Raw genomic sequence first — 26219 nt, 5'->3', positions numbered from 1 at the left:
AAGTGTGGAGGGTACAACAAAATGGCTAAGTATGGCGATCCAAGCTTAAAGGTGTTTACACTTAATTCAAACAAAGATCTTGCCCAGGAAATTACAGAAAATATCGGTGTTACACTCGGTAAGAATTCCGTTATGCGTTTTAGCGATGGAGAAGTTCAAATTAATATTGAAGAAAGTATTCGTGGATGCGATATTTACCTAATTCAATCAACGTCTGCTCCTGCAAACGAACATATTATGGAGCTATTGATTATGATTGATGCTCTTAAACGAGCGTCTGCAAAAACAATCAATATTGTTCTTCCTTATTACGGGTATGGACGTCAAGACCGCAAAGCACGTGCGCGTGAACCGATTACAGCGAAATTAGTTGCTAACTTACTTGAAACAGCGGGTGCGACTCGTGTGTTAACGGTAGATCTACACGCAACTCAAATTCAAGGTTTCTTTGATATCCCGGTTGATCAGCTAATGGGTGTACCAATCTTGTCTGATTACTTCAGTGACAAGCAGCTTGATGATATTGTCGTTGTATCTCCAGACCATGGTGGAGTGGTTCGTGCTAGAAAAATGGCGGATCGCTTAAAAGCGCCAATTGCAATCATTGATAAAAGACGACCAAAACCGAACGTATCTGAGGTTATGAACATTGTCGGAAACATTGAAGGCAAAACGTGTATCATTATTGATGATATTATCGATACAGCAGGAACGATCACACTAGCAGCAAATGCGCTTGTTGAATATGGTGCGAAGGAAGTATACGCATGCTGTACACACCCAGTTCTATCTGGACCGGCAATTGAGCGTATCCGCAATTCAAAAATTAAAGAGCTAGTTGTGACAAACACAATTGCTTTAAAAGAAGAGCAGCAAATTGAAAAAATTACGTCATTATCTGTAGCTCCATTACTTGCAGAAGCAATCATTCGTGTACACGAAAACTCTTCTGTTAGTACATTATTTGATTGATCCATCACCTAAAAATTGATCATTTTTTTGTGAAGTCGGTTTGAAACCTACTGATTAGGGGAACACATACAATAGAGTGTTAATCTAATCAGAGGTGATAAAGATGACAGTTTTAAAAGCAGAAAAACGTACAGATATGAGAGGATCAGGCACTAGAAAAGTCCGTAATGCAGGATATGTACCTGGCGTATTATACGGAAACAAAACAGAATCTACACCAGTTTCAGTAGAAAGCGTAGATTTCCTAAAAACAATGCGTGAAGTTGGCCGTAATGGTCTTTTCTCTCTAGAAGTAAGTGATGGGAAGAAGCATCAAGTGATGGTGCAGGAAGTTCAAACAGATCCACTAAAGGATTCATTTGTTCACATTGACTTCTTTGAAGTAGACATGAAGTCTGAAATAGATGTTGAGATTCCTGTTCGTGTTGAAGGTGAAGCTGCGGGAGTGAAGGAAGGCGGCGTTCTTGCACAAGTGAAGCATGAAATTAGTGTAAGATGTCTTCCGGGAGATATTCCTGAAGAGGTTGTTGTGGACGTATCTGAACTAGGAATTGGCGATGGATTAACGGTTGCTGATGTGAAAGGTTCGCTTTCAGTTGAAGTAACAAGTGAAGATGAAGAAGCCATTGTGACTGTTCAGCCACCAACGATTGAACCAGATCCAGACGAAGAACCAGAAGAGGATGTTTCTCCAGATCAAGTGGAAGCAACAGAAGAACGTAAGGATGAAAATAAAGACGGTCGAGTCGAATAATTTTTATCTCCCTTAAAGGTATAGCCGTTGCGGTTATACCTTTTTCGGGAGTATGATTGGTGGGTGTAGGTTGGCATGAAGCTAGTAGTAGGACTTGGTAATCCAGGGGCTAAGTACGCAGGAACACGACACAATATAGGATTCGATATTCTTGATCATTCGGCACAGGACTTAGGGTTTTCTTTTGATCAATCTAAGTTTAAAGGGGTTTATGGTACATACATTCATAAAGGAGAAAAGATCCTTTTCTTAAAACCTCTTACCTATATGAACTTATCAGGAGAGTCCGTCGCACCTTTAATGAAGTATTTCCAGATACCACTTGAAGATTTAGTTGTGGTGTATGATGATCTTGATTTACCTGCAGGAAAAATTCGGTTGCGTCAAAAAGGCAGCGCTGGTGGTCATAATGGAATCAAATCTCTTATTTCTCACTTAGGTACAAATGAATTTAACCGAATTCGAGTAGGAATTGATCGCCCGGAACCAGGAACACAGGTTGTTCACTATGTACTTGGGAGATATCGCCCGGAAGAAAAAGAAGCCATCCAAGATTCGATTGTTCAATCCTCGAAGGCTCTCGAAGCATGGTTTGATAAACCATTTCTTGAAGTAATGAACGCCTTTAACTAAGCAATTTGTATAGCAAGTCATCCCTCTGCTTATACTACAACGTAGAATAAGCGCAAAAGAGGTGGACGAGTTGGCTATACATTATACATGCAAACACTGTGAAGCAGATATGGGATCCCTGTCACAGACTGTTGAGACGTCTCATTTAGGAATTGATACGTTGGATCAGAGTCATCGTGAGGAAGTATTGACATATGATGATAACGGTGATATACATGTGAGAGCAATATGTGAGCACTGTCATGAGGCACTTACGCGTAATCCAGCGCTCTACGAATTAGATTCATTTATACAGTAATGTAAGTTGATTTATATACATGAAGCTTTGGCTTGTTATGCCAAAGCGTTTTTCTATTCAAACTACCTGTCTGTTGTCATAAGTTTGGGGCAACATGAGTAGCAATAAATAAATAGAAGTGTGTACGACCGATTATCTAAGGTTTTTTTACGAAACAGGGGGATCCAGAATGTTAGGATTGCAATCATATTTTAGTCATAGTCAGGAGCTTAAGACGGTTCTCGAGAGCTTAGAAGCTTCAATGAGTGAGCAGCTTATCTCTGGTTTGAGTGGTTCATCGAGAACCTTAGCCATGGCTTCTTTGTATCGGCAAACAAAAAGAAGTCAACTGGTAATTACACATAACTTATTTCAAGCTCAAAAGATTCATGAAGACCTAGTAGACCTTTTGGGAGAAGAGCAGGTCTATTTGTACCCAGTGAATGAACTAATTTCTGCTGAAATTGCCGTAGCAAGTCCCGAAATGAAAGCGCAGCGCCTTGACCTGTTGAACAAACTGGCTGAAGGCTTTTCTGGCGTGGTGATTGCTCCGTTAGCTGGAGTACGCAGAATGCTCACACCTAAATCGGTTTGGCAGGATAGCTTTTATTCCTTCGACATAGGATCAGACATTGGTTCGATTGATCAAATGCTAACGAAGCTTATAAAAATGGGCTACCGTAGAGTGGATATGGTGTCTGCACCAGGCGAGATGAGTGTTCGTGGTGGAATTATTGATTTGTATCCGCTAACAGAGGCGAATCCTGTTCGAATTGAGTTATTTGACACAGACATCGACTCCATCCGAACCTTCTCATTAGATACTCAGCGATCGATCGAAAATGTAGAGAATCTTAAGGTTGGACCTGCAACGGAGATTATCTTATCTGATCAACATTTTTCGCAGGCGGCCAGCCGTTTAGAGGAGAAGCTTGCGAGTACATTAAAGAAAGTCTCGGCAAAAACAACACGAGCTCAGCTTGACGAAAAAATCACAGCTGACATTGATAAACTTAAACAACGGACTAGCTTCGAAGGTATGTACAAGTATATGTCCTTGTATTTTGATGAGGCAGAATCGCTGCTTGATTATATGCCTGAGGGCACGATGTGTATCGTAGATGAATTAACCAGAGTGAAGGAAATGGCAGATAGCCTACAAAAGGAAGAGGCGAATTGGAGTCTTTCATTGATTGAAAATGGAGACTTAGTACATGACGTGCAAATGTCGATTGATGTGCTACCATCGATTCAAAAATCTCCTTTCCCAGTGGTTTATCTATCTTTGTTCTTAAAGCATGTTCCATCAACCTCACCTCAAAATGTGGTGAGTATTTCATGTAAGTCCATGCAGAATTTTCATGGGCAAATGCAGCTTCTTGAGTCTGAGGTTAAACGCTGGCAGAAAGCGGGCAATGCGGTTCTATTTATCGCAGGAACAAAGGATCGCGCCGATCGTCTATCGTTAAATCTGGAAGAAGAGGGTATCGACGTTCATGTGGTGGACCGTGATACAGAATTGACCGCTGGAAAGATTCACATTATCCAAGGTCAGCTGCACTCTGGATTTGAGTTGCCTTCTCAAAAGCTGGTCGTTTTGACTGAGGAAGAGGTTTTTGCTAAGCAAACGAAGCGTCCTAAACGTAATCAGAAGCTTTCGAATGCAGAACGCATAAAAAGCTACTCTGAGCTAAAAGTAGGCGATCTCGTTGTTCACACGAATCACGGAATCGGAAAGTATCTAGGTATTGAAACACTCGAGATTAATGGCCTTCATAAGGACTATCTGCACCTTCGATATGCAGCCGATGATAAGCTTTATGTACCGGTGGATCAAATTGATCAGGTTCAGAAATACGTTGGGTCTGAAGAGAAGGACCCTAAGATATACGCATTAGGCGGAAGCGATTGGAAAAAGGTTAAACGAAAAGTACAATCCTCTGTTGAAGATATCGCAGATGACTTAATTAAGCTATACGCAGAACGAGAAGCAAGCAAAGGACATGCTTTTAGTCAGGATGGCCATGAGCAACGTGAATTTGAAACGTCCTTTCAATACTCTGAAACAGAGGATCAGCTGCGTGCAGTGGAAGAGATTAAAAAAGACATGGAGCGCATCCGTCCGATGGATCGTCTTTTATGTGGAGATGTTGGTTACGGGAAAACAGAAGTGGCGATTCGAGCTGCCTTCAAAGCCATTATGGATGGGAAGCAGGTGGCAATTCTTGTCCCAACAACAATCCTTGCTCAACAGCACTATGAAACCATTGTTGAGCGTTTCTCTGATTTTCCAATTAACATCGGTGTGTTAAGTCGTTTCCGCTCGCGTAAAGAGCAAACAGAAACGTTAAAAGGAGTAAAAGCAGGATCCATTGATCTTGTAGTTGGTACACATCGTCTTTTATCTAAAGATGTGGTCTTCAAGGATCTTGCTTTACTGATCGTTGATGAAGAACAACGATTTGGTGTAACACATAAAGAAAAGATCAAGCATCTAAAAGCGAATATTGATGTACTGACACTAACGGCTACACCGATTCCACGTACATTACATATGTCGATGCTAGGTGTGCGCGACCTTTCTGTGATTGAAACGCCACCTGAGAACCGATTTCCTGTGCAAACATATGTGGTTGAGTTTAATGAATCGCTTGTTAGGGAAGCAATTGAACGGGAGATGGCCCGCGGAGGACAGGTTTATTTCTTGTATAACCGAGTTGAAGACATTGAGCGGATGTCAGAACGGATATCAATGCTTGTTCCAGATGCAAAGGTTAGCTTTGCCCATGGTCAAATGAATGAACGTGAGCTTGAGTCCATCATGCTCGATTTCCTTGAGGGTAATAGTGACGTACTCGTAACCACAACAATTATTGAAACAGGGGTAGACATTCCAAATGTAAATACACTGTTCATCTATAATGCGGATAAGATGGGACTCTCCCAGCTTTATCAAATTCGCGGACGAGTGGGACGTTCGAACCGTGTCGCATATGCGTATTTTACGTACCAGCGTGACAAGGTGTTAACGGAAGTGGCTGAAAAACGTCTGCAGGCGATTAAGGAGTTTACTGAGCTTGGTTCTGGCTTTAAGATTGCCATGAGGGATTTAACGATTCGTGGAGCCGGGAATCTACTTGGGGCCCAGCAGCATGGCTTTATTGAGTCAGTTGGATTTGACCTTTACTCTCAAATGCTAAAGCAAGCCATTGAAGAACGAAAAGGTGAAACACCTAAAGAGCCGCCATTCCAGATGGAAATGGACATAAAGGTAGACGCGTATATTCCTGAATCTTATATTACGGATGCTAAACAAAAGATCGAAATGTATAAACGATTTAAAGGGATTGAACAGCTCAAGGAGCTTCAGGACTTAAAAGATGAGATGTTTGACCGCTTCGGTGAATATCCAACAGAAGTAAGTGATTTAATTCGTTTAACCGCGATAAAATTAATCGGTGATGCAGAGCGAATTGAAAAGATTACAGAGAACAAGGATCAATTGACCATCCTGCTCACGGAAGAAACATCAGAGCAAATGGATGGTAGTAAATTGTTTGATGTGGTGAATACGCTTGGACGTGAGGTATCCCTTGGTACAGAAGGCAAACGAATTAAAGTTGTCATCAAAACCAGGAAGCTTACTAATGAACAGCTGCTAGATTTATTGGAGAAAGCAGTTCACGCCATACCGCGTTCAAAGAAGAAGAAAAAGTCAAAAACACCTGCTTCCTAATCACTTTCACTGGTTGATCCATCCAAGACACTGAAACAAATTCAAGAATTGGGGAATAGTTCTTATTTCAAGACAAATACTACCTATAACCCGAACTTATAGAAGCAGCCAAAAGTGTCCAGGGATTACATCAGCGAAAGCGAGGAAACACAGCATGAAAGCAACTGGAATTGTAAGACGTATTGATGACTTGGGTAGAGTTGTTATTCCTAAAGAGATCAGAAGAACACTCCGAATCCGTGAAGGGGATCCTCTTGAGATTTTTGTGGATCGTGATGGAGAAGTTATTCTTAAGAAATATTCACCGATCTCTGAGCTTGGCGATTTCGCAAAGGAATATGCTGAAGCTCTTTATGGAAGCTTGAACCACCATATTTTAATTTCCGATCGCGATACGTTTATCGCTGTTTCAGGTGCATCAAAAAAGGAATTCGCCAATAAAGCGGTTGGCGAGGTTGTAGAGTCTGCAATGACCCAACGTAAAACGAAGGTTGAAGCCAACCCAGGAGAATATAATCTTGTCAGTGAGCACCATGATGATTATAAAGGATATGTCATTGCTCCAATCATTGCGAATGGTGATCCCATTGGGACGGTCGTTATTTTTAATAAAGAACAAACGCTGAATGGAACGCTTGAGCAAAAAATGGCGGAAACCGCAGCAAGCTTCTTAGCTAGACAAATGGAATAGAATAAAAAGAACCGTTACCTACATAACGAATAGTAGATAGCGGTTCTTTTTGTTAAGAGGATGCGTATGAATTCATTTCTGATAGGATGGTTTGAATCGCATCGGTTTCATGTGACTCATCCATCTTTTGAATAAAGTCTGTTTCGTTCTCTTTTAACCTTGTCAGGTGGTCAAGCAACGATTCTTTTGTTAAGTTTTCCTCTTCAAGAGTAAGACTGTACCCTTTTTTCTCAAATGATTTGGCATTTAAAATTTGATCACCGCGACTTTGAGACCGTGAGAGTGGAATGATTAGCATCGGCTTCTTTAGTGCTAAAAATTCAAAGATCGCATTGGAGCCACCACGTGTAATCACATAGCTTGTTGCTGAAAGAAGATTAGAAAGCTCATCATGTACGTATTCAAATTGCTTATAACCAGGCTGATCATCTAACGCAGGATCTAAGTGGCCTTTTCCACATAAATGAACAATCTGAAACTCAGTTAAGAGTTCTGGCAGTGCTGCACGGACCGCTTCATTTACAGCTTTTGCACCTAAGCTTCCACCCATGATCGTTAAGACGGGCTTGCCTGGGCGAAACCCAAGAAAGTCGAGGCCGAGCTTAGGATTACCTTCAAGTAACTCACGACGAATAGGTGAGCCGATGGCTGTCGTTTTATCAGCAGGAAAATGAGCGGCTGCTTCTTCAAATGATGTGAAGATTCGTGTGGTAAAGCGTTGAGCGATCTTATTAGCAAGCCCAGGTGTAAGATCACTTTCGTGAAGAAAAACAGGAATCTTTAAGCTAGATGCTGCAATCACAACAGGGACTGTAACGAATCCTCCCTTTGAGAAGACAAGATCAGGCTTACGTTTCTTTAGTACTTTACGAGCGTCTAGTATTCCTTTTAGTACTCGAAACGCATCTGTCGCGTTTTTTAAATCAATGTAACGACGTAGTTTACCGCTTGAGATCGAATCGTATGGAATATTTGTACGTGCGATTAGTTCTTTTTCAATACCAGAATGCGAACCAATATAGGAAATGTCCCACTCGCTTGGATCAAGTGAATCCATAATGGCGATATTTGGTGTCACATGTCCGGCAGATCCTCCACCGGTAAAGACAATTTTTTTCATGTTTAAATTTCTCCTTATGCCACATTTAAGAGGGGCGTACTTTCAGATGATTACTCGTTCACTTTACTTGAATTTTGTGTCTAGCTCAACCGCTTCAAGCATGAATGGCGATTTTCAGATAAATTGAGTATGATAGAGACAGGTACCAATTGTAAGGAGGAAGACGTTTGAACAGAAAAGGCAATCAAAAGACGTCTTTCCTTGGAGGCGCTGTATTACTATCAATCGCTGCGATTATAACAAAAATCATTAGCGCGGGGTATCGGATTCCCTTTCAAAACATGGCTGGTGATTTAGGGTTTTACGTGTACCAGCAGGTGTATCCATTCTACGGATTCATGACCATCATCTCATTATATGGGTTTCCGCTTGTTCTTTCTAGACAGCTTGCCGAAATTCCTAAAAAGCAACAGGCGACAACAGGTTTTTATTTTGTTGGTTTGCTTTTCTTTTCTTTGGTGACGTGTGTTGGAATGTTGGTTCTCGCACCGTGGCTAGCCATTTTAATGGGAGATCCTGCACTAACAGGTGTGTTACGGGTAACAGGACTTTCCTTTCTATTTGTCCCGTTCCTAAGTGTAGCAAGAGGTGCAACTCAAGGGCAACATGATATGTTACCTACCGCCATTTCAAATGTGGGGGAGCAGCTTGGCAGAGTCACAGCAATCTTACTTATTACATATCTACTAATGAATGCAAGTGCTAATGCCTACCAATTAGGAACAGGAGCGATCTATGGCTCTCTTTTTGGTAGCTTAACAGGTGTCATTTTATTATTCATGTTCTTACATAAGCGAGGAATCGCACTAGGTATAAACGAATTACGGCACGTTTCGTTTAAGCAGATGACATCTCAAGTAAGCTTGCTTTTAGGGCAAAGCGTGTTCATTTGTATCAATGCGCTCATCCTGATCCTTTTTCAATTTGTCGATGTGTTCTCTATGATTCATTTGCTTCAATCATTTGGATTATCTGAGGGGGAATCATATGAATTAAAAGGGATTTATGACCGAGGACAACCACTCATCCAACTTGGGACCATACTTGCCACAACCCTTGCATTAGCTCTTGTACCCGCAATGTCAGAAGCAAGGGCCCGAGGCGTGAAACTGGCTGTCTTGCAATATCAGGACATGTCTTTACGACTTGCCTTTTTAATTGGCGGTGCAGCAACCATTGGTCTGGTGATTATTATGGAGCCTTTAAACCATATGCTCTTTACAGACATAGAAGGAGCTGGCTTTCTAAGACTGTTGGTTTTATCCATTGCTCCGGCCGCCGTTTATCTAACCGCAGCGGCCGTCCTGCAGGGGCATGGCCGAATTCGAGTACCAGTCGTCATTTTGGGTATAGGGCTTGTATTAAAGACGCTGGCTAACATTGCACTGATTCCCTCATATGGAGCGACGGGAGCTGCCATTGCTACAACCATTGCCTTTACAACGATGGCTGGCCTCGGGATGATTGCAATCAAGCGTGCAGCGGGCAAAGTGATCTTGCATGTCACTCCTTATATGGCATTAGCAACCACTCTCACCGCACTCGCAGTTGTAACATGCGTTTGTTATGGATTCATGGCACGTTGGACAGAAATAGGTATAGGGCAGAGTCGTATGCATGATGCAGGATTGGCCTTAATGCTGAGTGGGATAGGCGGGCTGGTTGTACTTGTATGTATGCTCATCTTGCCGGTTTTTACAGCATCAGAGTGGGACCAGATCCCAAAAATAAAGAAAATTAGAGGATTTTTTATACGTAGGAAGGAATGAATGAATAGATGGCAAAGATACACATTGTGGGACTTGGTGCAGGTGATTTAGATCAAATGCCAATGGGTCTCTATCGACATCTAAAGGTAGCACGTAACTTGTTTGTCCGGACAAACGACCACCCGGTACTATCTGAACTTGCCGAAGAGAATGTAGCATGGACATCTTTTGATGAAATCTATGAAAAGCACGATCAATTCGAAGCTGTGTACGAAGAGATCACAGAAACCTTATTACAAGAAGCCAGGAAAGAAGACATCACGTATGCAGTTCCAGGTCATCCTTTTGTGGCTGAGCGAACCATTCAACTCTTAGTAAAACACGCTGAGACAGAGGGAGTAGAGCTTCAGTTTCTTGGAGGGACAAGCTTCCTTGATTCCATGTATACCGCTCTTAAAATTGACCCGATTGAAGGAAGTCAAATCCTTGATGGAACTCATTTTAAAAGGGATGAGTTTCAGCTTACACAGCATCTGATCATTGTGCAGGTATATGATGCAATGATTGCTTCAGATGTGAAGCTGACGTTGATGGAGCGTTTACCGGATGAATATGAAGTGGTAGTTGCGACAGCAGTGGGCTCTAAGAATGAAAGCTTGTTGCGTGTGCCGCTTCACGATCTCGACCGAGTTACAACGCTTAATAACCTGACTGCTGTGTATGTGCCGCCTGTTAGGGATGAGTCGTTGTTAAGAGAGGAATTTGCGACACTCAGACAGGTGATTGCAACCCTTCGTGGACCAGACGGCTGTCCATGGGATAAAAAGCAAACGCATGAAAGCTTAAAGCCATATTTGATTGAGGAAGCTTATGAAGTACTCGATGCGATTGATCAACAGGATGATGAACATTTAGTTGAAGAGCTAGGTGATGTCCTTCTGCAGGTAATGTTGCACGCTCAAATTGGAGAGGATGCAGGCTGGTTTTCCATACAGGATGTAGTCGCTGCTGTAACGAATAAGATGATTCGTCGTCACCCTCATGTTTTTGGTGAGGGTACAGCTCATACGGCAGAGGACGTACTGACCAACTGGGACGCCATCAAGAAGGCAGAAAAAGGTGACGCCGAGACGGGCTTGTTAACTGATATTCCCACTGCACTGCCTGGACTGATGAAGGCGATTGCCCTGCAGAAAAAGGCAGCCAAGGTAGGCTTTGACTGGGGTAATGTCGAACCTATTTGGGATAAGCTCGATGAAGAATTAACGGAATGGAAGGATGAACTCGCAGGCGCTGATAAACAAAAGATGGAAGCAGAGCTTGGAGACGTTCTTTTTACGATTGCTAATGTTGCGCGCTTTTACAAGCTAGATGCAGAACAGGCCATTGCCCAAACAAATACGAAGTTCAAAAAGCGCTTTGAATACATTGAAGAACGGGTAAAAGAACAAGGTAAACAAATGCCCGAGCTTAGTCTCGACGAACTTGAAGCCATTTGGCAGGAAAGTAAAAAATACGATTAAAAAGGGAGAACCAATAATGAGACTAGATAAATTTCTTAAAGTATCAAGATTAATCAAACGCAGAACGCTTGCTAAGGAAGTATGCGACCAAGGGAGAATTTCGATTAACGGGAATCAAGCAAAGGCTGGTTCCGATGTAAAAGCCGGGGACGAGCTTGTTGTTCGTTTTGGTCAAAAGCTTGTAACCGTGAAGATTAACGAGGTTCGTGAAACGAGTCGCAAGGACGATGCCGATAACATGTATACCATCGTCAAGGAAGAGCCGGTGAACGGATGATGAAGGCATTTATTTTTGATATGGATGGAGTCATTATTGATAGTGAGCCTCATCACGTCGAGGTCGAAATTGCCACAGCGAAACGGTACGGAGCGACAATTACAGAAGAAGATCTTGCGGAATACACAGGTATGGTGAGTCTCGACATGTGGGAGCGCGTGAAGGAAAAGCACGGCCTAACAGGTGAAGTTCGTGATATTCATGATCATGCGCACACAGAAAAGCTAAAACGCTTAAAGGAATCTGATCTTACACCGATTAAAGGAATACCAGAATTAATGAAGAAACTGTCAGAGCGCAACATTCCAATGGCGGTTGCTTCCTCTTCTCCGCGTGCATACATTGAGGCGGTCCTTCAAAAATTTAACATCGAAGACGACTTTACGTCCGTAATTAGTGGAGAGGAAGTAGATCAGGGCAAACCAGCCCCGGATATTTACCTTGAGACTGCATCCGTTCTTGGTGTTGATCCAAAGGATTGTGTGGTTTTGGAGGATTCTCATAACGGAGCGCGTTCTGCTAAAGCCGCCGGAATGACATGTATTGGGTATGCTGCACCTGATGCAGGAGATCAGGATTTATCAATGACTGATACGGTTGTTCAAGCAATTGAAGAGATTGATGTAGATCAGCTTTAATCTGAAAGAGGGATGGTAATGAAGCCTCATTTGTATGGGTCTGTGCACTTGCTTTTTTATCAAAATGACCAAATATTACTACTCAAACGAAAGAACACAGGCTTTGAAGACGGGAATTGGAGTGTTGTGGCAGGTAAGATTGATCCGGATGAGGACATGCTTACATCGGTTCAACGAGAAGCAAAAGAAGAGATCGGAGTGACGGTTAACCGGGATGATATCAAAGTATGCGGTGTACTGCACCGGTTATCTGAAACATTAAATTGGGTCGACTTCTTTGTGGAAATTAAGAACTGGTCTGGAACACCTTTTAATGCTGAGCCCGACAAGTGCTCGGCTCTCGAATGGTTTCCACTCAACGATTTACCGGATCATACAATTCCATATGTTCTGCATGCAATAAACAAAGACCAATCGTCCATGTGGTATGACAGTGATGGCTGGGGATAACTAGATGGGAGGTGAGGTCTCCTCATGAAAATAGGGTTAGTCAGACACTTTAAAGTAACTCGAGGGTATCCAAAGCAACTGTGGATCACGAGTGCAGATTTAACAAAGTGGGTAAGTGAATATGACGAATCAGACGTAGAGGAGATTCCTGTTGATCTAGGATCTGTGACTTGGAAAAGCTGTTATTCTAGTACTCTACCACGAGCAAGAACAACCGCTGCGACAATTTATCAGGGGAAGATTAAAGAAACGGAAAAGCTACGTGAAATCGATCTCGTTCCACCTTTTCGTCCATCCTTTCGCCTACCTCTATTTCTTCATCTCATTATGATTCGACTCGCATGGCTGTTTAAGCATTCTTCTCAACCGGAGAGTAAATGGGAGACGCGCAGTCGACTTGATGAAATCCTTGATCAGGCTGAGAAAGAAGGGAAGGATTGCTTAATTGTTAGTCATGGTGGAGTCATGGACATTATGAGGAAGAACTTAAAAAAACGAGGATATAAAGGTCCGTACTTTAAAATTCCGTCAAATGGAAAGCTATATTTATTTGAAAAATAAACTGTCAACAGGATCTCGTACTAGAGATCTGTTGACAGTTTTTTTGATGAAAGCTCAATCGTCCTCTGAACAGGTTGCTCTGATTTCTTAGCCACATACCCTTGTTTATAATAACTAATGACCTTTGACGTAACAGCGATAGATAAAACAGAGAAAAAACCTTTTACCCATCCAATCGCATATAAACTTGAAGCAACTACCACACAATCAAAGAGAAAGTTTGTCTTACCGGGATCAAAGCCAAAGCGTTTCTGTAAAAAGAGAGCGAGAATGTTAGAACCTCCAAGCGAGGCCTGGTGACGAAACAAAAGGCTGAGACCTAATCCAATGACTACTCCACCAACTAATGCCCCAAACCAATAAGGGATAGAGAAGTCAGGTAAAAAAGTGTTCACGCTTGTCATCAGCGTTAAGATTGAGACAGATAGAATCGTTGTGACTGTGAAGGACAGCCCCATCCGACTGATTGAAAAAAGATAGAATGGGATGTTAATGAGAAAAAATAAAATGGCAAATGGTAAGCCTGTAAGGTATGCAATACTTAAGGAAAGTCCTGCAGTACCGCCTGTAACTAGATCTGAATGAGTGAGCACAATCACTCCTAATGAAGCTAAAAAACAACCAACAAAAATAAGTAACCAGCGCTTCATACACACCGTTCCTTTCATACATATTCACGACAATGTTCCTTCTACTAGCGTATCGAAAGAAACAAAAAGTGCGCATAATACTTTGAAGGAATATCTAACAAAAAACCGCCTTTATGAAGTCTTTTATTTTATAATTGAGTAAAAGTGAAGGAGGAGCTAGAATGGACCAGTTAGATCGCAAAATTATTGCTGCGATTCAGGAAGATTCAAGGATAACAGTTAGTGAACTATCTAAGCTTCTATCCTTAAGTCGTCCAAGTACAGCAGAGCGGTTAACGCGATTGAGGGAAAAAGGGGTTATCGAGGCCTATACGGCACGAATCTCACTCCCGGCTATTGGTAAAGAAATGATGCTGATCATTCAGGTCGCTGGATTAAAGGTTTCCATTCAAGAGTTTGAAGCGATGATTCAAAAGGATGAAGCCATTATTGAGTGTCACCGGGTGACAGGAGAAGTCAGTTATTTTTTAAAGGCGGCTGTCGCAGATATGCAAGCAATGACCATGCTAATAGACAGGCTCATTCCTTATGGAACGATCAACACGTCCACTGTCCTTAATTCTCCAGTCCCGTTTCGTATCATCTCTCCTGCGCAAAAGGAGAAGTAACTGTGCGTGGCGAATAGATTAAGAATAAAAGAAAGGGTGTTTAACCATGAAATTTGAACAGATCCCATATGAACGTCCAGAAAAAGAAGAAGTAGAACAAATATTTACTGAGCACATCCAGCTTTTTAAAGAATCAGATACAGTAGAAGGGCAAATTGAAGCCTTAAAGTCCCTACAGGATTATTCAAACTGGCTTGAAACTCAGGCGAACCTGGTCTCCATCCGTCATTCGATTGATACTGAGGATGCATTTTACAAATCAGAAAAGGAATACATAGATGAAGTGATGCCTGTTATGCAGGAATTTAAAACAGACTACTACCGGGCAATCGTAGACTCGCCATTTCGCGTGCAATTAGAGGAAAGATGGGGAAGTCAGCTATTTAAGCTTGCTGAGCTAAGTTTAAAAACATTCAGCCCAGACATCATCCCGGAGCTGCAGCTTGAGAATAAGCTAACAACCGAATATGGTCAGTTAATTGCTTCGGCAAAAATTGAATTTGAGGGTGAAGAACGTACACTTGCTCAGCTTACACCGTTTGAACAATCAACGGATCGAGACGTAAGAAAAAAAGCATCTGCTGCTAAATTTCAATTCCTTGCAGACAATGAAGAGCAGCTGGATCGTATTTATGATGATTTAGTTAACGTACGAACTAAAATGGCTCAAAAGCTTGGGTTTGCTAACTTCGTAGAAATGGGTTATGCCCGGATGACACGGACAGATTATGATGCGGAGATGGTAGCAAACTTTAGACAACAGGTACAAGATGAGATTGTTCCTGTTGCGACTAAACTTAGAGAGCGTCAGCAACGTCGAATTGGCGTAGACACCCTGAATTTCTATGACGAGAACTTTACGTATCAGTCTGGAAATGCAACACCAAAGGGCGATGCAGACTGGATTATTGAGAATGGGAAGCTTATGTACAAAGAGCTTTCAAAGGAAACGGACGAATTTTTCACATATATGATTGAAAACAATCTAATGGATCTATTAAGTAAAAAAGGGAAGGAAAGCGGAGGGTACTGTGCATATCTTCCTGAATACGGCTCCCCGTTCATCTTTTCAAACTTCAACGGAACGTCTGGTGACATTGATGTATTAACACATGAGGCAGGCCATGCCTTTCAAGTGTATCAAAGCCGCCACTTAGGTGTACCGGAATATGCGTTCCCAACAATGGAGGCAGCTGAAATCCATTCAATGAGTATGGAATTTTTCGCATGGCCTTGGATGGAGCATTTCTTCAAAGAGGATACAGAAAAGTATAAGTTCGCTCACTTAGCGGATTCTATTTTGTTTATTCCTTATGGAGTAGCAGTTGATGAGTTCCAGCACTTTGTCTATGCGAATCCAGAAGCGACACCAGAGGAGCGCAAACTCTATTGGAGTAAGCTAGAAAAACGATATCTCCCACATCGGAAGTATGATGGAAATGCTTATCTTGAGTCCGGTGGATTCTGGCAACGTCAATCACATATCTACCAGGTGCCTTTCTATTATATTGACTACACTCTCGCACAAATTTGTGCATTGCAATTCTGGAAAAGAATGAATGATGATCAACAAGCGGCATGGCAGGATTATTTAAACCTATGTCAAAAAGGAGGAAGCTTGTCCTTTCTTGAACTGGTTAAGGTTGCAGGCTTGCGCTCACCATTTGAAGATGGCTGCGTTTCATCTGTCATTGGTGAGATTGAAGGCTGGTTAAATGAAGTGAAGGATGAGAAACTGTAAATCCACACGATTGCGAAGTCCTTAAAAAGGGTAAACATAAAGCATAGGTATCAACCTAACCAAAAGTGAGGAGGATATCTATGTTACATCGCTTAGAGCGAGAACTGTTTCATCGAGAGCTAGAATTCCTCAAAACGCTAAAGGGTAAGGCGACGAATGAACATAGTCGCTTTTCAGCAGCACTTGAGGAGGAGATTACACATCTAGAACAAGTTCTCGAGGAAACAGAGATGCACGTACTTGATTAGTTTTCAGGGCGGAGTAATTACTCCGTCCTACATACCACTCTTATTAACGAGGCTGATACACTCCTCACGTAAGGTTGGTATCTAATCATTTTCGCTCTAGGCGCCATCAAGCACACTGTTTGTGTGCTTGATTTTTTTCATGTATCCGAACGTTGTTTCATAACATGATAGAATAGCTCTAAGACGATGTAGGAGGGAATCGATGAAGACAAAGAACAGGAATTGGACCATTCTTATCGTGGGCGGAAGCATTATAATCATTGGAACCATTCTATTACTTGTGCAAATTAGTCGGAATCATCAGGAAAATATGAGTATTATTAATGAATGCTTTGACCGTTTTGACGAAGGGAACGGAGTTGTTGTCCAAAAAGAAGGGTTTTGGTCACCAGTAACATGTGAGAAGCAGTAGCGGTAGCTACTGCTTTTTTCCTATGCAATTGAGAAAATCCTTGTTATAATTAAGAATGAGAATCAATATTAATGAAAAGATCGGCAAATAAAGGATCAATGCACCAATTGGAGGGATCGTTGTGGCGAATCACGAAGAGGTATTTGATGTGACCATTATAGGCGGTGGACCCGCTGGTTTATACAGTGCGTTTTATAGTGGAATGCGCGATATGAAAACGAAAATTGTTGAGTATCAACCACAGCTGGGTGGTAAGATCTTGCTTTATCCAGAGAAAATTATCTGGGATATTGGAGGGCTTCCTCCCACTCCAGGTCAGCAGGTCCTAGAAAATTTAAACCAACAAGCTCGAACTTTCGAGCCCACTGTTTGTTTGAATGAACAAATTCAAACGCTCACCAGACGTGCAGACGGAGTCTTTCTACTGAAAGGATCATCGGGTGAAACGCATTATTCAAAAAGCATTGTATTGGCTGTGGGACATGGCATTTTTAAAACAGCTAAGCTTGAGATTGAAGGTGCTGACCGCTATGAGGTGACCAACCTGCACTACACGGTGCAGCAGCTTGATACGTTTAAAGGGAAGCATGTAGTCATTTCAGGCGGGGGGAACTCAGCTGTTGATTGGGCCAATGCTCTTGAGCCCCTTGCTGCAAGTGTAAAAGTCGTTCATCGCAGAGATGAATTTGGTGGTCATGAAAGCAACGTAAACCAAATGAGGTCTTCTTCTGTTGAAGTCTTTACGCCTTATTGTTTGGAGGAGCTACACGGGGATGCAGCGGGCACGGCAATTGAGCGCATCACGTTAAAACACTTAGAATCAGAGGAATGCACCGAATATCCAGTAGATGCAGTCATTGTAAACCACGGATATAAGATGGATCTGGATTTTCTTTTAGAGAGTCCGCTTCAGTTTGAAACAAATGAAGGCATTTTAGCGGTTAATGAAAAGATGGAAACGAGCGTTCCTGGAGTCTTTGCAGCTGGTGATTTAGTCAGTAATGATGGGAAGCTACGACTGATTGCAGGAGCGTATGTGGATGGAGCAAAAGCCATTAATCAGGCGAAGGTGTTTATTGAGCCCGATGCAACGGCACAGGCCTATGTTTCCTCGCATAATGAACGATTTAAGGAAAAGAATGAAGAGATCCTTAAAAAAGACCAGCTCGTTACTGCTGGAGCAGAATAAGAAAAGAAGAGACGTGCAGCACGCGCGTCTCTTCTTTTGCCTTCGGGCTATCGCACCTCAAAGGTCTTACAATCCGTTTCTGCGGATTCTGTTGCCTTCGACTTATCGTGATTCACCACGTAAATCTCCGTTGCACCACAATGATTTTCTCCAGCCCAATGCACGCAGCTTGAGACTTCACATAGGATCTGTTGTGCCATCGTATTCCCTCCTGTTTGAACAATTGGCCACCAGGAAAGAAACAACTTTAGAACCAAGCCCTTATCTAAATGGCTTTTTTTGTGGGACCAGTTGATAAAACTGGTCTGAGGTATCATATCAAAACAAGATTCCACAAGCAAGAATAGGAAGAAAAAAATGTCAGTATTCATATTCTCTTAACCATTTTAGATATATATTCATACGAGTTTCTATGCCATAATAAACTTACATAGCTAGTTAGAAAAAGAGAGGGGGGAGAAGGGTTGTTTGAAGCAGTCATTGATTTTTTGAGGGATTTTGGCGCCTGGGGATTATTTATTCATTCCTTTGCAGATGCGATTATCTTTCCGATCCCGGCATTTTTCCTTCAAGTCTCCCTTAGTTTATTGAACCCAGCAGATGCGATTTGGCTTGCAACTGTTGGATATGTCGCATGCTTACTTGGTACCCCTGTTGGGTACTTTATTGGGCACTTTCTCGGGGATTCCATACTCCAACGCTTACTTAAGAAAAATGCGTTAGAGAAGGCACAAACCCTTTTCACAAAGAACGGAGAAGCTGCGATTTTAATAGGAGCATTTACACCAATTCCTTTTAAAGTATTTACAATTATGGCGGGGGCCATGAAGTTCTCCATATGGAAGCTGATTGGGTATGCAGCGCTTGGCCGAGCCGTTAAGTTTTATGCAGTCGGCTTTTTATTTTACTTTTACGGTAGAGCAGCAGAGAACTTAATTGATTCGTATTTAACCTATATCTTCTTAGGAATTGCTGTGCTTCTTTTTATCGGTATTTATATGAAGCGCAAACTGCAAAAGAATCGCTCCCAAGAGGCGGGCATACAAAAGGAAAATGGATAACAAAATGGCGAACCCCACTGCAGGTAGGATTCGCCATTTTTGTGTTCAACGATAGACTTACACCTGAGTGCGGAAACGCTCAAGGAAGTTTTTAAGACGCTCGCTCTTAGGGTTGTCGAGCACATCACTTGGCTTTCCGTGTTCAACGAGCTTGCCGTCTGCGATGAACACGATACGATCTGAGACCTGCCATGCAAAGTCCATCTCATGTGTGACTAGAATCATAGACATATCCCCTTGCTGCGCAAGGTCTTTGATGACCTCAAGTACTTCTCCAACAAGCTCTGGATCCAGCGCAGATGTTGGTTCATCAAACAGCATAATCTTAGGCTGCATAACAAGTGCACGGGCAATCGCCACACGCTGCTGCTGACCGCCAGAAAGCTGAATCGGGTAATTGTCTACCTTGTCACCGAGTCCAACCTTTTCAAGCATTTGGGTCGCTCGTGTTTCGGCTTCTTTTTTAGATAAACCAAGTACGTGGATCGGTGCCTCCGTACAGTTGCGCAAGATCGTCATGTGAGGAAAAAGGTTAAAATGCTGAAACACCATTCCAACGTTGGAGCGAACCTTTCGTAAATGCTTTTCGTCCGCATCGACCATTTTTCCTTTTGACTGCATCTTCCACAAGTTTTCGCCTTCTACGATAATGTCGCCAGCAGTCGGTTTCTCAAGCGTCATTAGCATTCGAATAATGGTTGTTTTACCGGAACCACTTGGACCGATAATGGATACAATTTCACCTGGATCAACATCCAGGGTGAAATCTTTCATCACTTCTAATTCATCAAAGGATTTACCGAGTCCTTTAAATTGTACAATAGGTTGTGTCATGCGGATGCCTGCTCCTTTTCAACTTTTTTGGCTTTTCTTTGAATTCGATTATTCATACGTTTTTCAGCATAGCCAACTAATAGTGAGGATGGATAGCTAAGAAGAAGGAATAACAAACCTACAATCGTATACACCTCTGTATATTGAAAGTTTGAGGCGCCAAGCTCACGAGCTGCTGCGAGCATTTCATAAACGGAAATCGCCATGAGAAGCGGCGTTTCTTTAAATAAGACAATCAAATAGTTCCCCATCATCGGAATGACCGGAGGAATCGCCTGTGGCAGGATAACCTTTATCCATGTCTTAGGACGACTGAAATTGAGCGCCCGGCTCGCTTCCCACTGCCCTTTTGGAACCGCGTTAATACCTGAACGATAAATTTCTGATAAATATGTAGCGTAGTGAATTCCAAGAGTCGCAATACCTGCTGTAACAGCACTCATTGAAACACCAACTACCGGGATTTGTGGCCACGCGTAATAGACAAAAAACAGTTGCACGAGCGGCGGAGTACTTCTTACGAATTGTACAAAGCCATATACACACCAGGCAAGAGGTTTAAAAGAAGACCTGCCTAATAGGGTTAAAACCAAACCAAACACAACGGACACTAAATACGCTCCAAGCGTAATTCCAAGTGTGACAAACATCGCGCGAAAAATCACAGGAAACGCGTCTATAGCAACCTGCCAATCAATCATGTGCTAGCCACCCCCCTGGATGCCCGCTTCTCAAAGTACTTAGAGAGAAGAATGAGTGGGAGGGCAATCAAAAAGTACATAACAAGAAGAATAGCAAAAACGGGAAGAGCGCTACTGTAGTCCGCGCCACGTAAGTTCTGTCCCCAATACATCATATCTTGAAGGGTGATTAACGCAACCAAAGAGGTTCCCTTTAGTAGCTCAATTGAATTATTCGTTAAACCAGGAATCATGGTTCGAAAGGCTTGCGGAAGAATAATCCGAAACATTTGTTGTGTTCTTGTCATGTTTAAGGCAATACCTGCTTCGGTTTGCCCCTTTGGTACAGACAAAATCGCACTTCTCACAATTTCAGATCCGTATGCACCATAGTTTAGTCCTAAGGTAATAACCCCAGCAACAAACGGATCTAAACGGATTCCGAAGGCTTCTGGTAGTACAAAAAATAACCAGAACAATTGAATGAGTAAGGACGTGCCTCGAAAGAACTCTACATAAATCATTGTACCAATACGAACAAACTTGTACTTAGATACTCTTGAAATACCGGCGATAAACGCAACGGTAAATGCCAAAGCTGTTGCCGTTAACAGAAGTGAAACGGTTGTGGGCAATCCTCGCATAAGTACTTGTACAATCTCTACTGCGCTCAAATGTTGTTCACTCCTAACGGTTCATTTAAATAAAATAGGGATACCTCGTTGTACGGTTTACGTCTTAGAGATATCCCCCTGATCCATTTAGTTTTGTTTATTATCCTGCACAAAGCTCCTCAGTGGTCATATCGTCCACCATATTATCCTCAGTGAAACCAAATGGCTTCATGATCTCTAGGATTCTGCCAGAATCTTTTAATTCTTGTAGCTTCTCGTTGTAAGCATCTTTAAATTCTTCATCGTCTGGATGGAAGACGGCAGCACCATATCCATATACTTCTTCACCGTTAATAACCGGCTGTTCAAAGTCTTCAACAATCTCAACATTATCATCATCTTGATCTTGTAGAGCCGTACGCAACGTAAGATCAGTCATCGTAATGGCATCAGTGCGACCAGACGATAGAGCGGAAATGTTGTCAGTAATACTTGAAACCTGCTCGATTTGTGAATTATCAACGCCCATTTCTCTAAGGTACTCAATCTCAATCGCTCCAGACATGACGGTGACTGTCAGATCCGGATTGTCAGCGATATCCTGATAACTTGTTATGTTATGCGGATTTCCAGGTTGAACGGCGAGTCCTTCACCAATCCGGTAGTCTGGTTCAGAGAACAACGCATTCTCACAACGGTCAGGGGTTATGTATACGCCAGCAGTTACGACATCAAAGTTTCTGGAGTTTACCCCGTTAATCAGAGCATCAAATTCTACTACGCTACCTTCAAGTTCATCGACACCTAACTCACTAAACACTGCTCTTGCAACTTCCACTGAAGCGCCCGTTACGCCACCATCAGCTTCCTCATATCCATAAGGACGCTCGTTCGCTACGCCTACCTGTACCTTTCCATTGTCTTGAATATTTTCTAGGGTATCACCACCAACACTGGAACACGCACTAAGAATAGCGACAGAAAGTAAGCCTGAAAGTATGTAACCTGTTTTTACGTTCAAAAAACCAATCCCTTCATATATGGTAATTTTGTTAAAAACATTCTCACTTAGTTAATTTTCCTACGATTTGCACTTATTTAGCGTAACAAAACTTAAATGGGATGACAAAAGCACTATGAGAGCATATTAGCGAATTATGTTGCTTTTTAGCGTGTTAAGTGGGAGGGAACCATACTATTCATAGATTAAGCATGCGATATCGTCCGAATCATCTGAATTGCGAATTAAATGAAAGCGATTTGATTTAAGTCCAATTTAAATATGAAAGTACTTATACCCGTTGATCGTTCAGAGTAAACGCTTTTTTAGTAAAAATTAATTAGCTCTGATAAATAAGATCGTCATGCCAGGTTTTGTAGGTTCATATGATGACATACGGAGGTTTGCTTATGCCTAATAAATCGATACAAGTAAAAACGTCAACACATCAACTAACGCTCTATGAGAATGGCCAAGCAATTAAAACGTATCCTGTTGCTATAGGAAAGGTCGCAACAATGACTCCATACGGACAATTTACGATTGTAAATAAACAAGCGAATCCAGGAGGACCGTTCGGAGCATTCTGGATGGGATTATCTAAGCCCCATTATGGAATCCATGGAACAAATGATCCGTCCTCGATTGGAAAGTCAGTATCACATGGCTGCGTTCGAATGTACAATGAGGACGTACTGGAACTGTCGAAGCAAGTGTCAGTAGGAACACCGGTCTCGATCATTCCGTAACAAGAAGAACCGATGAGTGAAGATGTACTCATCGGTTTCTTCGCGTTCCTTTGAGCTATGTTTACCGTAGTAGGAATGGGGAACATATGAAGATAGCTAGATTCAAATAACAGGAGATGGTCTAACATGGGACATTATATAGAAGTTGATCAAAATGTAAACGTATATGTAGAGGACGTGGGCGAAGGAACACCCATCTTATTTCTTCATGGATGGCCAGTTAGCCATAAGATGTTTGAGTACCAACAAATTGAGCTGCCGAAACATGGTTATCGTTTTCTTGGAATGGATTTGCGCGGTTACGGGAAATCCGACGCACCATGGAATGGCTATGATTATGACACGATGGCAGCAGACGTTGATAAAGTTGTGAGAGAACTAGACTTACAAGACGTTGTCCTCGTTGGCTTCTCCATGGGTGGTCCGATTGCCATTCGTTACTTAGCGAATTTTACAGAAAATCGGGTCCAGAAGCTGGTCTTGCTCGGAGCAGCTGCGCCACTATTCACTCAGCGTGACGAGTATCCGCATGGCCTTGAACAGTCTGGAGTAGATGACATTATCGCAAATCTCAAGTCTGACCGACCGGGGATGCTTAAAGACTTTGGTGGGATGTTCTTTCACCAGGATATGCCAGATGCCTTCTCAGATTGGTTCTTAAACCTAGGACTAACAGCGTCTCCTCATGCAACCATTCATTCTGCTGTTGCATTACGAGATGAGGATGGACGAGTTGATTTAGCAAGTGTACATGTTCCAACGTTAATCCTCCATGGGAAACATGATGAGATCTGTCCATTTGAGTTCACATCATTTATGAGAGAGGGGATTCCGGAGGCTACAGTTGTTCCATTTGAAAATAGTGGACATGGCTTAGTGTTTGAAGAAAAAGAGAAAGTAAATCATGAGATCTTGCAATTCTTAAAAAGATAAGAAGTCCGAAGCTGTGAGCCAAAGTGCTGCAGCTTTTCCCTATGCTTAAGGGCTTGTTCTAATTCGCTCCCTCCCGTCATATAGTGAACTACTAAGTTGTTGGAGGGAGATACGGATGGATCAGTTCGAATTCGGTGCACCAATGGGCAGGGCAAGTGAATCCAAGGATCACGATATTACGTTAAAAGGGCGTAAGCAGCTCGATATTACAGGTGTAAAACAAGTAGAAAGCTTTGATAATGAAGAATTCTTAATGGAAACAACCATGGGATTTTTATCGGTTAAAGGCCAGAATCTTCACATGAAAAATTTAAATGTCGAGCAAGGACTCGTCTCAATAGAGGGTAAAATTCATGACATGATTTATCTGGATCAATCTGGTCAGGATAAGTCCAAAGGTTTTCTAGGGAAGTTATTTAAGTGACGTTAACCATACAGCTTCAGACCATGTTATCGATGCTGGCTATGGGTGCGTGTTTAGGAGCATCATTGGATACGTACAGTAAACTCACTCGCCACCCACACTCGTTTAGCTGGGTGGTAGCAGTGAGGGACTTTTTGTTCTGGTGTTGCTTGGCACTGATCGTTTTTTATGTGCTATTTCTATCTAATATGGGAGAGCTGCGTTTTTATGTGTTTTGTGCCTTATTATGTGGGTACGCCGCATATAGAGCTCTTTTGCAGCGGATTTTTAACTACTTACTGGACAGGCTCATAGCTTTAATTGTTGGCATTGTCCGTTTTGCAAAAAAAAGTTTGTATTACGTTATTGTTAAGCCGATAAAATGGATATTGTATCTATTCCTAAGCTTTTGTATGATGATAGTAACGATCGTTTGGAAGATTTGTCTAATCCTATTTATGATAATTTGGAGACCACTCGAGTGGTTGATGCGGCCAATCAATCGAATAATCGGGGGTACAAAGCTTTGGAAAAGGTTACAACCTTTTTTTATGAAAATAAAGGAGGTTGTCCGTACTGTATGGAAGAAGAAAGACAAGAGGTGATCATGAATGGCCAACAGAAAACCTACGATAAGAGAATTAGATTCTGCTTATATTAAGCAACGCGAACAAGAAAAGCAATTACAGCTTAAGCGTAAGCGGGGATTGATGAGACGATTGACGGTGCTAGGCTTTGTTGGGTTCATTATACTTGGCATTGTATCAGCCACACTAATAACCCAGGCCAAGTCGATTGGAGAGAAAAAAGAAGAACAGGCAACATTACAAGAAGAGCATGATGCCCTCATTGCGGAACAGGAAAAGCTTGAACAGGATATTCAGAATTATAATAATCCTGATTATATCGGAGAAGTTCTCAGAAGGGATTATTTTTTAACACGTCCTGGAGAAACATTATATAAATTACCAGAATCATCATCAGATTGACACCTTTTTTTGCTTTCGGTTATACTATATTTCAAAGTGATTTTTTTACAGATATTTAAGGAGGATCTATCTTTTCATGTCAATTGAAGCAGGCAGCAAGGTGCAGGGCAAAGTGACGGGCATTACACATTTCGGTGCATTCGTAGAACTACCGGGCGGAACAACGGGACTTGTTCATATTAGTGAAGTGGCTGATAACTATGTTAAAGATATTAATGAGTTTTTGAAGGTTGGCCAAGAAGTCCTGGTAAAAGTTGTGAACGTTGAGAAAGATGGAAAAATTGGTTTATCAATTAGAAAGGCTCAAGATCGCCCGGCTAGTGTGCCAGACAAGGCTTCACGTCCTAGTCCTGCCTCACGTCCCTCCAGACCATTTAATAATAGTCGACCTCAAGGGGGAAACCGCAGTCAAAGAGGAAATGTTAGGCAAACTGTTACGTTTGAAGATAAGGTCAGTCGCTTCTTAAAGGATAGCGAAGAACGGTTAACGACCATCAAGCGTCAAACTGAATCTAAACGTGGAGGACGCGGTGCAAAAAGAGGCTAAACTGCTGTTTGGATGAGCTCCTTATAGAATAGACAAAAGAGGCAGATCTTGAATCTGTCTTTTTTTATGCGGAAAACGATTGACATGACCGGCATATGAGGGTATATTAAGTCTTGTCGTCATTTTCATGCGACATACTTGAGGCGGTGTAGCTCAGCTGGCTAGAGCGTACGGTTCATACCCGTGAGGTCGGGGGTTCGATCCCCTCCGCCGCTATAAT

At 42.2% G+C, this 26219-nt stretch carries 31 protein-coding genes and 1 tRNA gene; 25 read left to right on the top strand and 7 right to left on the bottom strand.

The genetic code is table 11. From position 1 onward, the window contains the following. Positions 1 to 21: 21 nt before the first annotated feature. From JNO66_RS19235 to spoVT, 6 genes are all read left to right on the top strand, one after another. On the top strand, positions 22 to 972 hold the full coding sequence (locus tag JNO66_RS19235; RefSeq protein WP_203090826.1) for a ribose-phosphate diphosphokinase: 951 nt from the start codon (positions 22 to 24) through the stop codon (positions 970 to 972). Between the two features lie 103 nt (positions 973 to 1075). Then, complete coding sequence (locus JNO66_RS19230) at positions 1076 to 1726, top strand: 50S ribosomal protein L25/general stress protein Ctc (protein ID WP_203090825.1); 651 nt, start codon at positions 1076 to 1078, stop codon at positions 1724 to 1726. A 75-nt stretch (positions 1727 to 1801) separates the two neighbouring features. Next, positions 1802 to 2359: an aminoacyl-tRNA hydrolase gene (pth, locus tag JNO66_RS19225; protein ID WP_203090824.1), complete on the top strand. Its 558-nt coding sequence runs from the start codon at positions 1802 to 1804 to the stop codon at positions 2357 to 2359. Positions 2360 to 2429: 70 nt separating this feature from the next. Next, positions 2430 to 2657: an anti-sigma-F factor Fin gene (locus JNO66_RS19220; protein WP_203090823.1), complete on the top strand. Its 228-nt coding sequence runs from the start codon at positions 2430 to 2432 to the stop codon at positions 2655 to 2657. A 169-nt stretch (positions 2658 to 2826) separates the two neighbouring features. Then, the gene (gene mfd / locus JNO66_RS19215; protein ID WP_203090822.1) at positions 2827 to 6372 is read left to right on the top strand and encodes a transcription-repair coupling factor; all 3546 of its coding nucleotides are present in this window, start codon (positions 2827 to 2829) and stop codon (positions 6370 to 6372) included. A 154-nt stretch (positions 6373 to 6526) separates the two neighbouring features. Next, positions 6527 to 7063, top strand: coding sequence for a stage V sporulation protein T (spoVT, locus tag JNO66_RS19210; RefSeq protein ID WP_203090821.1), 537 nt, complete (start codon positions 6527 to 6529; stop codon positions 7061 to 7063). Positions 7064 to 7115: 52 nt separating this feature from the next. Here spoVT and JNO66_RS19205 read toward each other — a convergent pair whose 3' ends face one another. Next, a complete protein-coding gene (locus tag JNO66_RS19205) occupies positions 7116 to 8183 on the bottom strand; it encodes an undecaprenyldiphospho-muramoylpentapeptide beta-N-acetylglucosaminyltransferase (RefSeq protein WP_203090820.1) in 1068 nt (355 codons plus the stop codon). Between the two features lie 167 nt (positions 8184 to 8350). Between JNO66_RS19205 and JNO66_RS19200 the strand changes: the two genes are divergently transcribed. Genes JNO66_RS19200 through JNO66_RS19175 form a run of 6 tightly spaced genes read left to right on the top strand, consistent with a single transcriptional unit; the run spans position 8351 to position 13341 of the window. Beyond that, a complete protein-coding gene (locus JNO66_RS19200; RefSeq protein WP_203090819.1) occupies positions 8351 to 9952 on the top strand; it encodes a putative polysaccharide biosynthesis protein in 1602 nt (533 codons plus the stop codon). 8 nt (positions 9953 to 9960) lie between these two features. After that, positions 9961 to 11415, top strand: a complete 1455-nt coding sequence (gene yabN, locus JNO66_RS19195; protein WP_203090818.1) for a bifunctional methyltransferase/pyrophosphohydrolase YabN — start codon at positions 9961 to 9963, stop codon at positions 11413 to 11415. A 16-nt stretch (positions 11416 to 11431) separates the two neighbouring features. Beyond that, positions 11432 to 11692, top strand: coding sequence for an RNA-binding S4 domain-containing protein (locus JNO66_RS19190; RefSeq protein ID WP_203090817.1), 261 nt, complete (start codon positions 11432 to 11434; stop codon positions 11690 to 11692). After that, on the top strand, positions 11692 to 12330 hold the full coding sequence (locus JNO66_RS19185) for an HAD family hydrolase (protein ID WP_246483374.1): 639 nt from the start codon (positions 11692 to 11694) through the stop codon (positions 12328 to 12330). Before JNO66_RS19190 ends, JNO66_RS19185 begins: the two co-directional genes overlap by 1 nt. Positions 12331 to 12348: 18 nt before the next feature. Continuing rightward, positions 12349 to 12780, top strand: coding sequence for an NUDIX hydrolase (locus JNO66_RS19180; protein WP_246483373.1), 432 nt, complete (start codon positions 12349 to 12351; stop codon positions 12778 to 12780). Positions 12781 to 12804: 24 nt separating this feature from the next. Beyond that, positions 12805 to 13341: a phosphoglycerate mutase family protein gene (locus JNO66_RS19175; RefSeq protein WP_203090814.1), complete on the top strand. Its 537-nt coding sequence runs from the start codon at positions 12805 to 12807 to the stop codon at positions 13339 to 13341. A gap of 20 nt (positions 13342 to 13361) precedes the next feature. Here the strand turns inward: JNO66_RS19175 and JNO66_RS19170 are convergent, their stop codons facing one another. After that, positions 13362 to 13991 (bottom strand): YitT family protein, encoded by a 630-nt coding sequence (locus tag JNO66_RS19170; protein WP_203090813.1) that lies wholly within the window; start codon positions 13989 to 13991, stop codon positions 13362 to 13364. 161 nt (positions 13992 to 14152) lie between these two features. Here JNO66_RS19170 and JNO66_RS19165 point away from each other — a divergent pair, with 161 nt between their 5' ends. From JNO66_RS19165 to JNO66_RS19145, 5 genes are all read left to right on the top strand, one after another. Beyond that, entirely contained in the window at positions 14153 to 14599 is a 447-nt protein-coding gene (locus JNO66_RS19165) for an Lrp/AsnC family transcriptional regulator (protein ID WP_203090812.1), read from the top strand. Between the two features lie 46 nt (positions 14600 to 14645). Continuing rightward, positions 14646 to 16340 (top strand): M3 family oligoendopeptidase, encoded by a 1695-nt coding sequence (locus JNO66_RS19160; protein ID WP_203090811.1) that lies wholly within the window; start codon positions 14646 to 14648, stop codon positions 16338 to 16340. A gap of 80 nt (positions 16341 to 16420) precedes the next feature. Continuing rightward, the gene (locus tag JNO66_RS19155) at positions 16421 to 16588 is read left to right on the top strand and encodes a hypothetical protein (protein ID WP_203090810.1); all 168 of its coding nucleotides are present in this window, start codon (positions 16421 to 16423) and stop codon (positions 16586 to 16588) included. 202 nt (positions 16589 to 16790) lie between these two features. Continuing rightward, entirely contained in the window at positions 16791 to 17000 is a 210-nt protein-coding gene (locus JNO66_RS19150; RefSeq protein ID WP_203090809.1) for a hypothetical protein, read from the top strand. 121 nt (positions 17001 to 17121) lie between these two features. Next, positions 17122 to 18189, top strand: coding sequence for an NAD(P)/FAD-dependent oxidoreductase (locus JNO66_RS19145; protein ID WP_203090808.1), 1068 nt, complete (start codon positions 17122 to 17124; stop codon positions 18187 to 18189). 47 nt (positions 18190 to 18236) lie between these two features. On the opposite strand, the gene JNO66_RS19140 is transcribed toward JNO66_RS19145, so the two are convergent. After that, positions 18237 to 18389 carry a DUF1540 domain-containing protein gene (locus tag JNO66_RS19140; protein WP_203090807.1) on the bottom strand — a complete coding sequence of 51 codons (153 nt, stop codon included), beginning with the start codon at positions 18387 to 18389 and terminating at the stop codon, positions 18237 to 18239. Positions 18390 to 18653: 264 nt separating this feature from the next. Here JNO66_RS19140 and JNO66_RS19135 point away from each other — a divergent pair, with 264 nt between their 5' ends. Beyond that, positions 18654 to 19250 carry a YqaA family protein gene (locus JNO66_RS19135; protein ID WP_203090806.1) on the top strand — a complete coding sequence of 199 codons (597 nt, stop codon included), beginning with the start codon at positions 18654 to 18656 and terminating at the stop codon, positions 19248 to 19250. Positions 19251 to 19307: 57 nt separating this feature from the next. On the opposite strand, the gene ehuA is transcribed toward JNO66_RS19135, so the two are convergent. The 4 genes from ehuA to ehuB form a co-directional block, all read right to left on the bottom strand. Next, a complete protein-coding gene (gene ehuA, locus JNO66_RS19130; RefSeq protein ID WP_203090805.1) occupies positions 19308 to 20084 on the bottom strand; it encodes an ectoine/hydroxyectoine ABC transporter ATP-binding protein EhuA in 777 nt (258 codons plus the stop codon). After that, positions 20081 to 20785, bottom strand: coding sequence for an ectoine/hydroxyectoine ABC transporter permease subunit EhuD (ehuD, locus tag JNO66_RS19125; protein ID WP_203090804.1), 705 nt, complete (start codon positions 20783 to 20785; stop codon positions 20081 to 20083). Before ehuD ends, ehuA begins: the two co-directional genes overlap by 4 nt. Continuing rightward, positions 20782 to 21438, bottom strand: coding sequence for an ectoine/hydroxyectoine ABC transporter permease subunit EhuC (gene ehuC, locus JNO66_RS19120; RefSeq protein ID WP_203090803.1), 657 nt, complete (start codon positions 21436 to 21438; stop codon positions 20782 to 20784). Before ehuC ends, ehuD begins: the two co-directional genes overlap by 4 nt. A gap of 100 nt (positions 21439 to 21538) precedes the next feature. Then, entirely contained in the window at positions 21539 to 22399 is an 861-nt protein-coding gene (gene ehuB / locus JNO66_RS19115; RefSeq protein WP_203090802.1) for an ectoine/hydroxyectoine ABC transporter substrate-binding protein EhuB, read from the bottom strand. A 389-nt stretch (positions 22400 to 22788) separates the two neighbouring features. On the opposite strand from ehuB, the gene JNO66_RS19110 reads away from it, so the two are divergent. From JNO66_RS19110 to JNO66_RS19080, 7 genes are all read left to right on the top strand, one after another. Continuing rightward, positions 22789 to 23127, top strand: a complete 339-nt coding sequence (locus tag JNO66_RS19110; RefSeq protein WP_203090801.1) for a L,D-transpeptidase — start codon at positions 22789 to 22791, stop codon at positions 23125 to 23127. 126 nt (positions 23128 to 23253) lie between these two features. After that, complete coding sequence (locus JNO66_RS19105; RefSeq protein ID WP_203090800.1) at positions 23254 to 24060, top strand: alpha/beta fold hydrolase; 807 nt, start codon at positions 23254 to 23256, stop codon at positions 24058 to 24060. A 115-nt stretch (positions 24061 to 24175) separates the two neighbouring features. Beyond that, positions 24176 to 24484: a sporulation protein YabP gene (yabP, locus tag JNO66_RS19100; RefSeq protein WP_203090799.1), complete on the top strand. Its 309-nt coding sequence runs from the start codon at positions 24176 to 24178 to the stop codon at positions 24482 to 24484. Next, entirely contained in the window at positions 24481 to 25068 is a 588-nt protein-coding gene (yabQ, locus tag JNO66_RS21015) for a spore cortex biosynthesis protein YabQ (RefSeq protein WP_203090798.1), read from the top strand. Before yabP ends, yabQ begins: the two co-directional genes overlap by 4 nt. A 6-nt stretch (positions 25069 to 25074) precedes the next feature. Then, positions 25075 to 25452 carry an FtsB family cell division protein gene (locus JNO66_RS19090; RefSeq protein ID WP_203090797.1) on the top strand — a complete coding sequence of 126 codons (378 nt, stop codon included), beginning with the start codon at positions 25075 to 25077 and terminating at the stop codon, positions 25450 to 25452. A 76-nt stretch (positions 25453 to 25528) separates the two neighbouring features. Then, positions 25529 to 25999 carry a S1 domain-containing RNA-binding protein gene (locus JNO66_RS19085; protein WP_203090796.1) on the top strand — a complete coding sequence of 157 codons (471 nt, stop codon included), beginning with the start codon at positions 25529 to 25531 and terminating at the stop codon, positions 25997 to 25999. 142 nt (positions 26000 to 26141) lie between these two features. Then, positions 26142 to 26215: transfer RNA gene (locus JNO66_RS19080), tRNA-Met, on the top strand. Positions 26216 to 26219: the final 4 nt, after the last annotated feature.

Source organism: Alkalicoccobacillus gibsonii (assembly GCF_016798245.1).
Classification (GTDB): Bacteria; Bacillota; Bacilli; order Bacillales; family Bacillaceae_D; genus Alkalicoccobacillus; species Alkalicoccobacillus gibsonii.
Note: the sequence above shows the minus strand (reverse complement) of the source record. Positions and strands in the feature narration are given on the sequence as shown.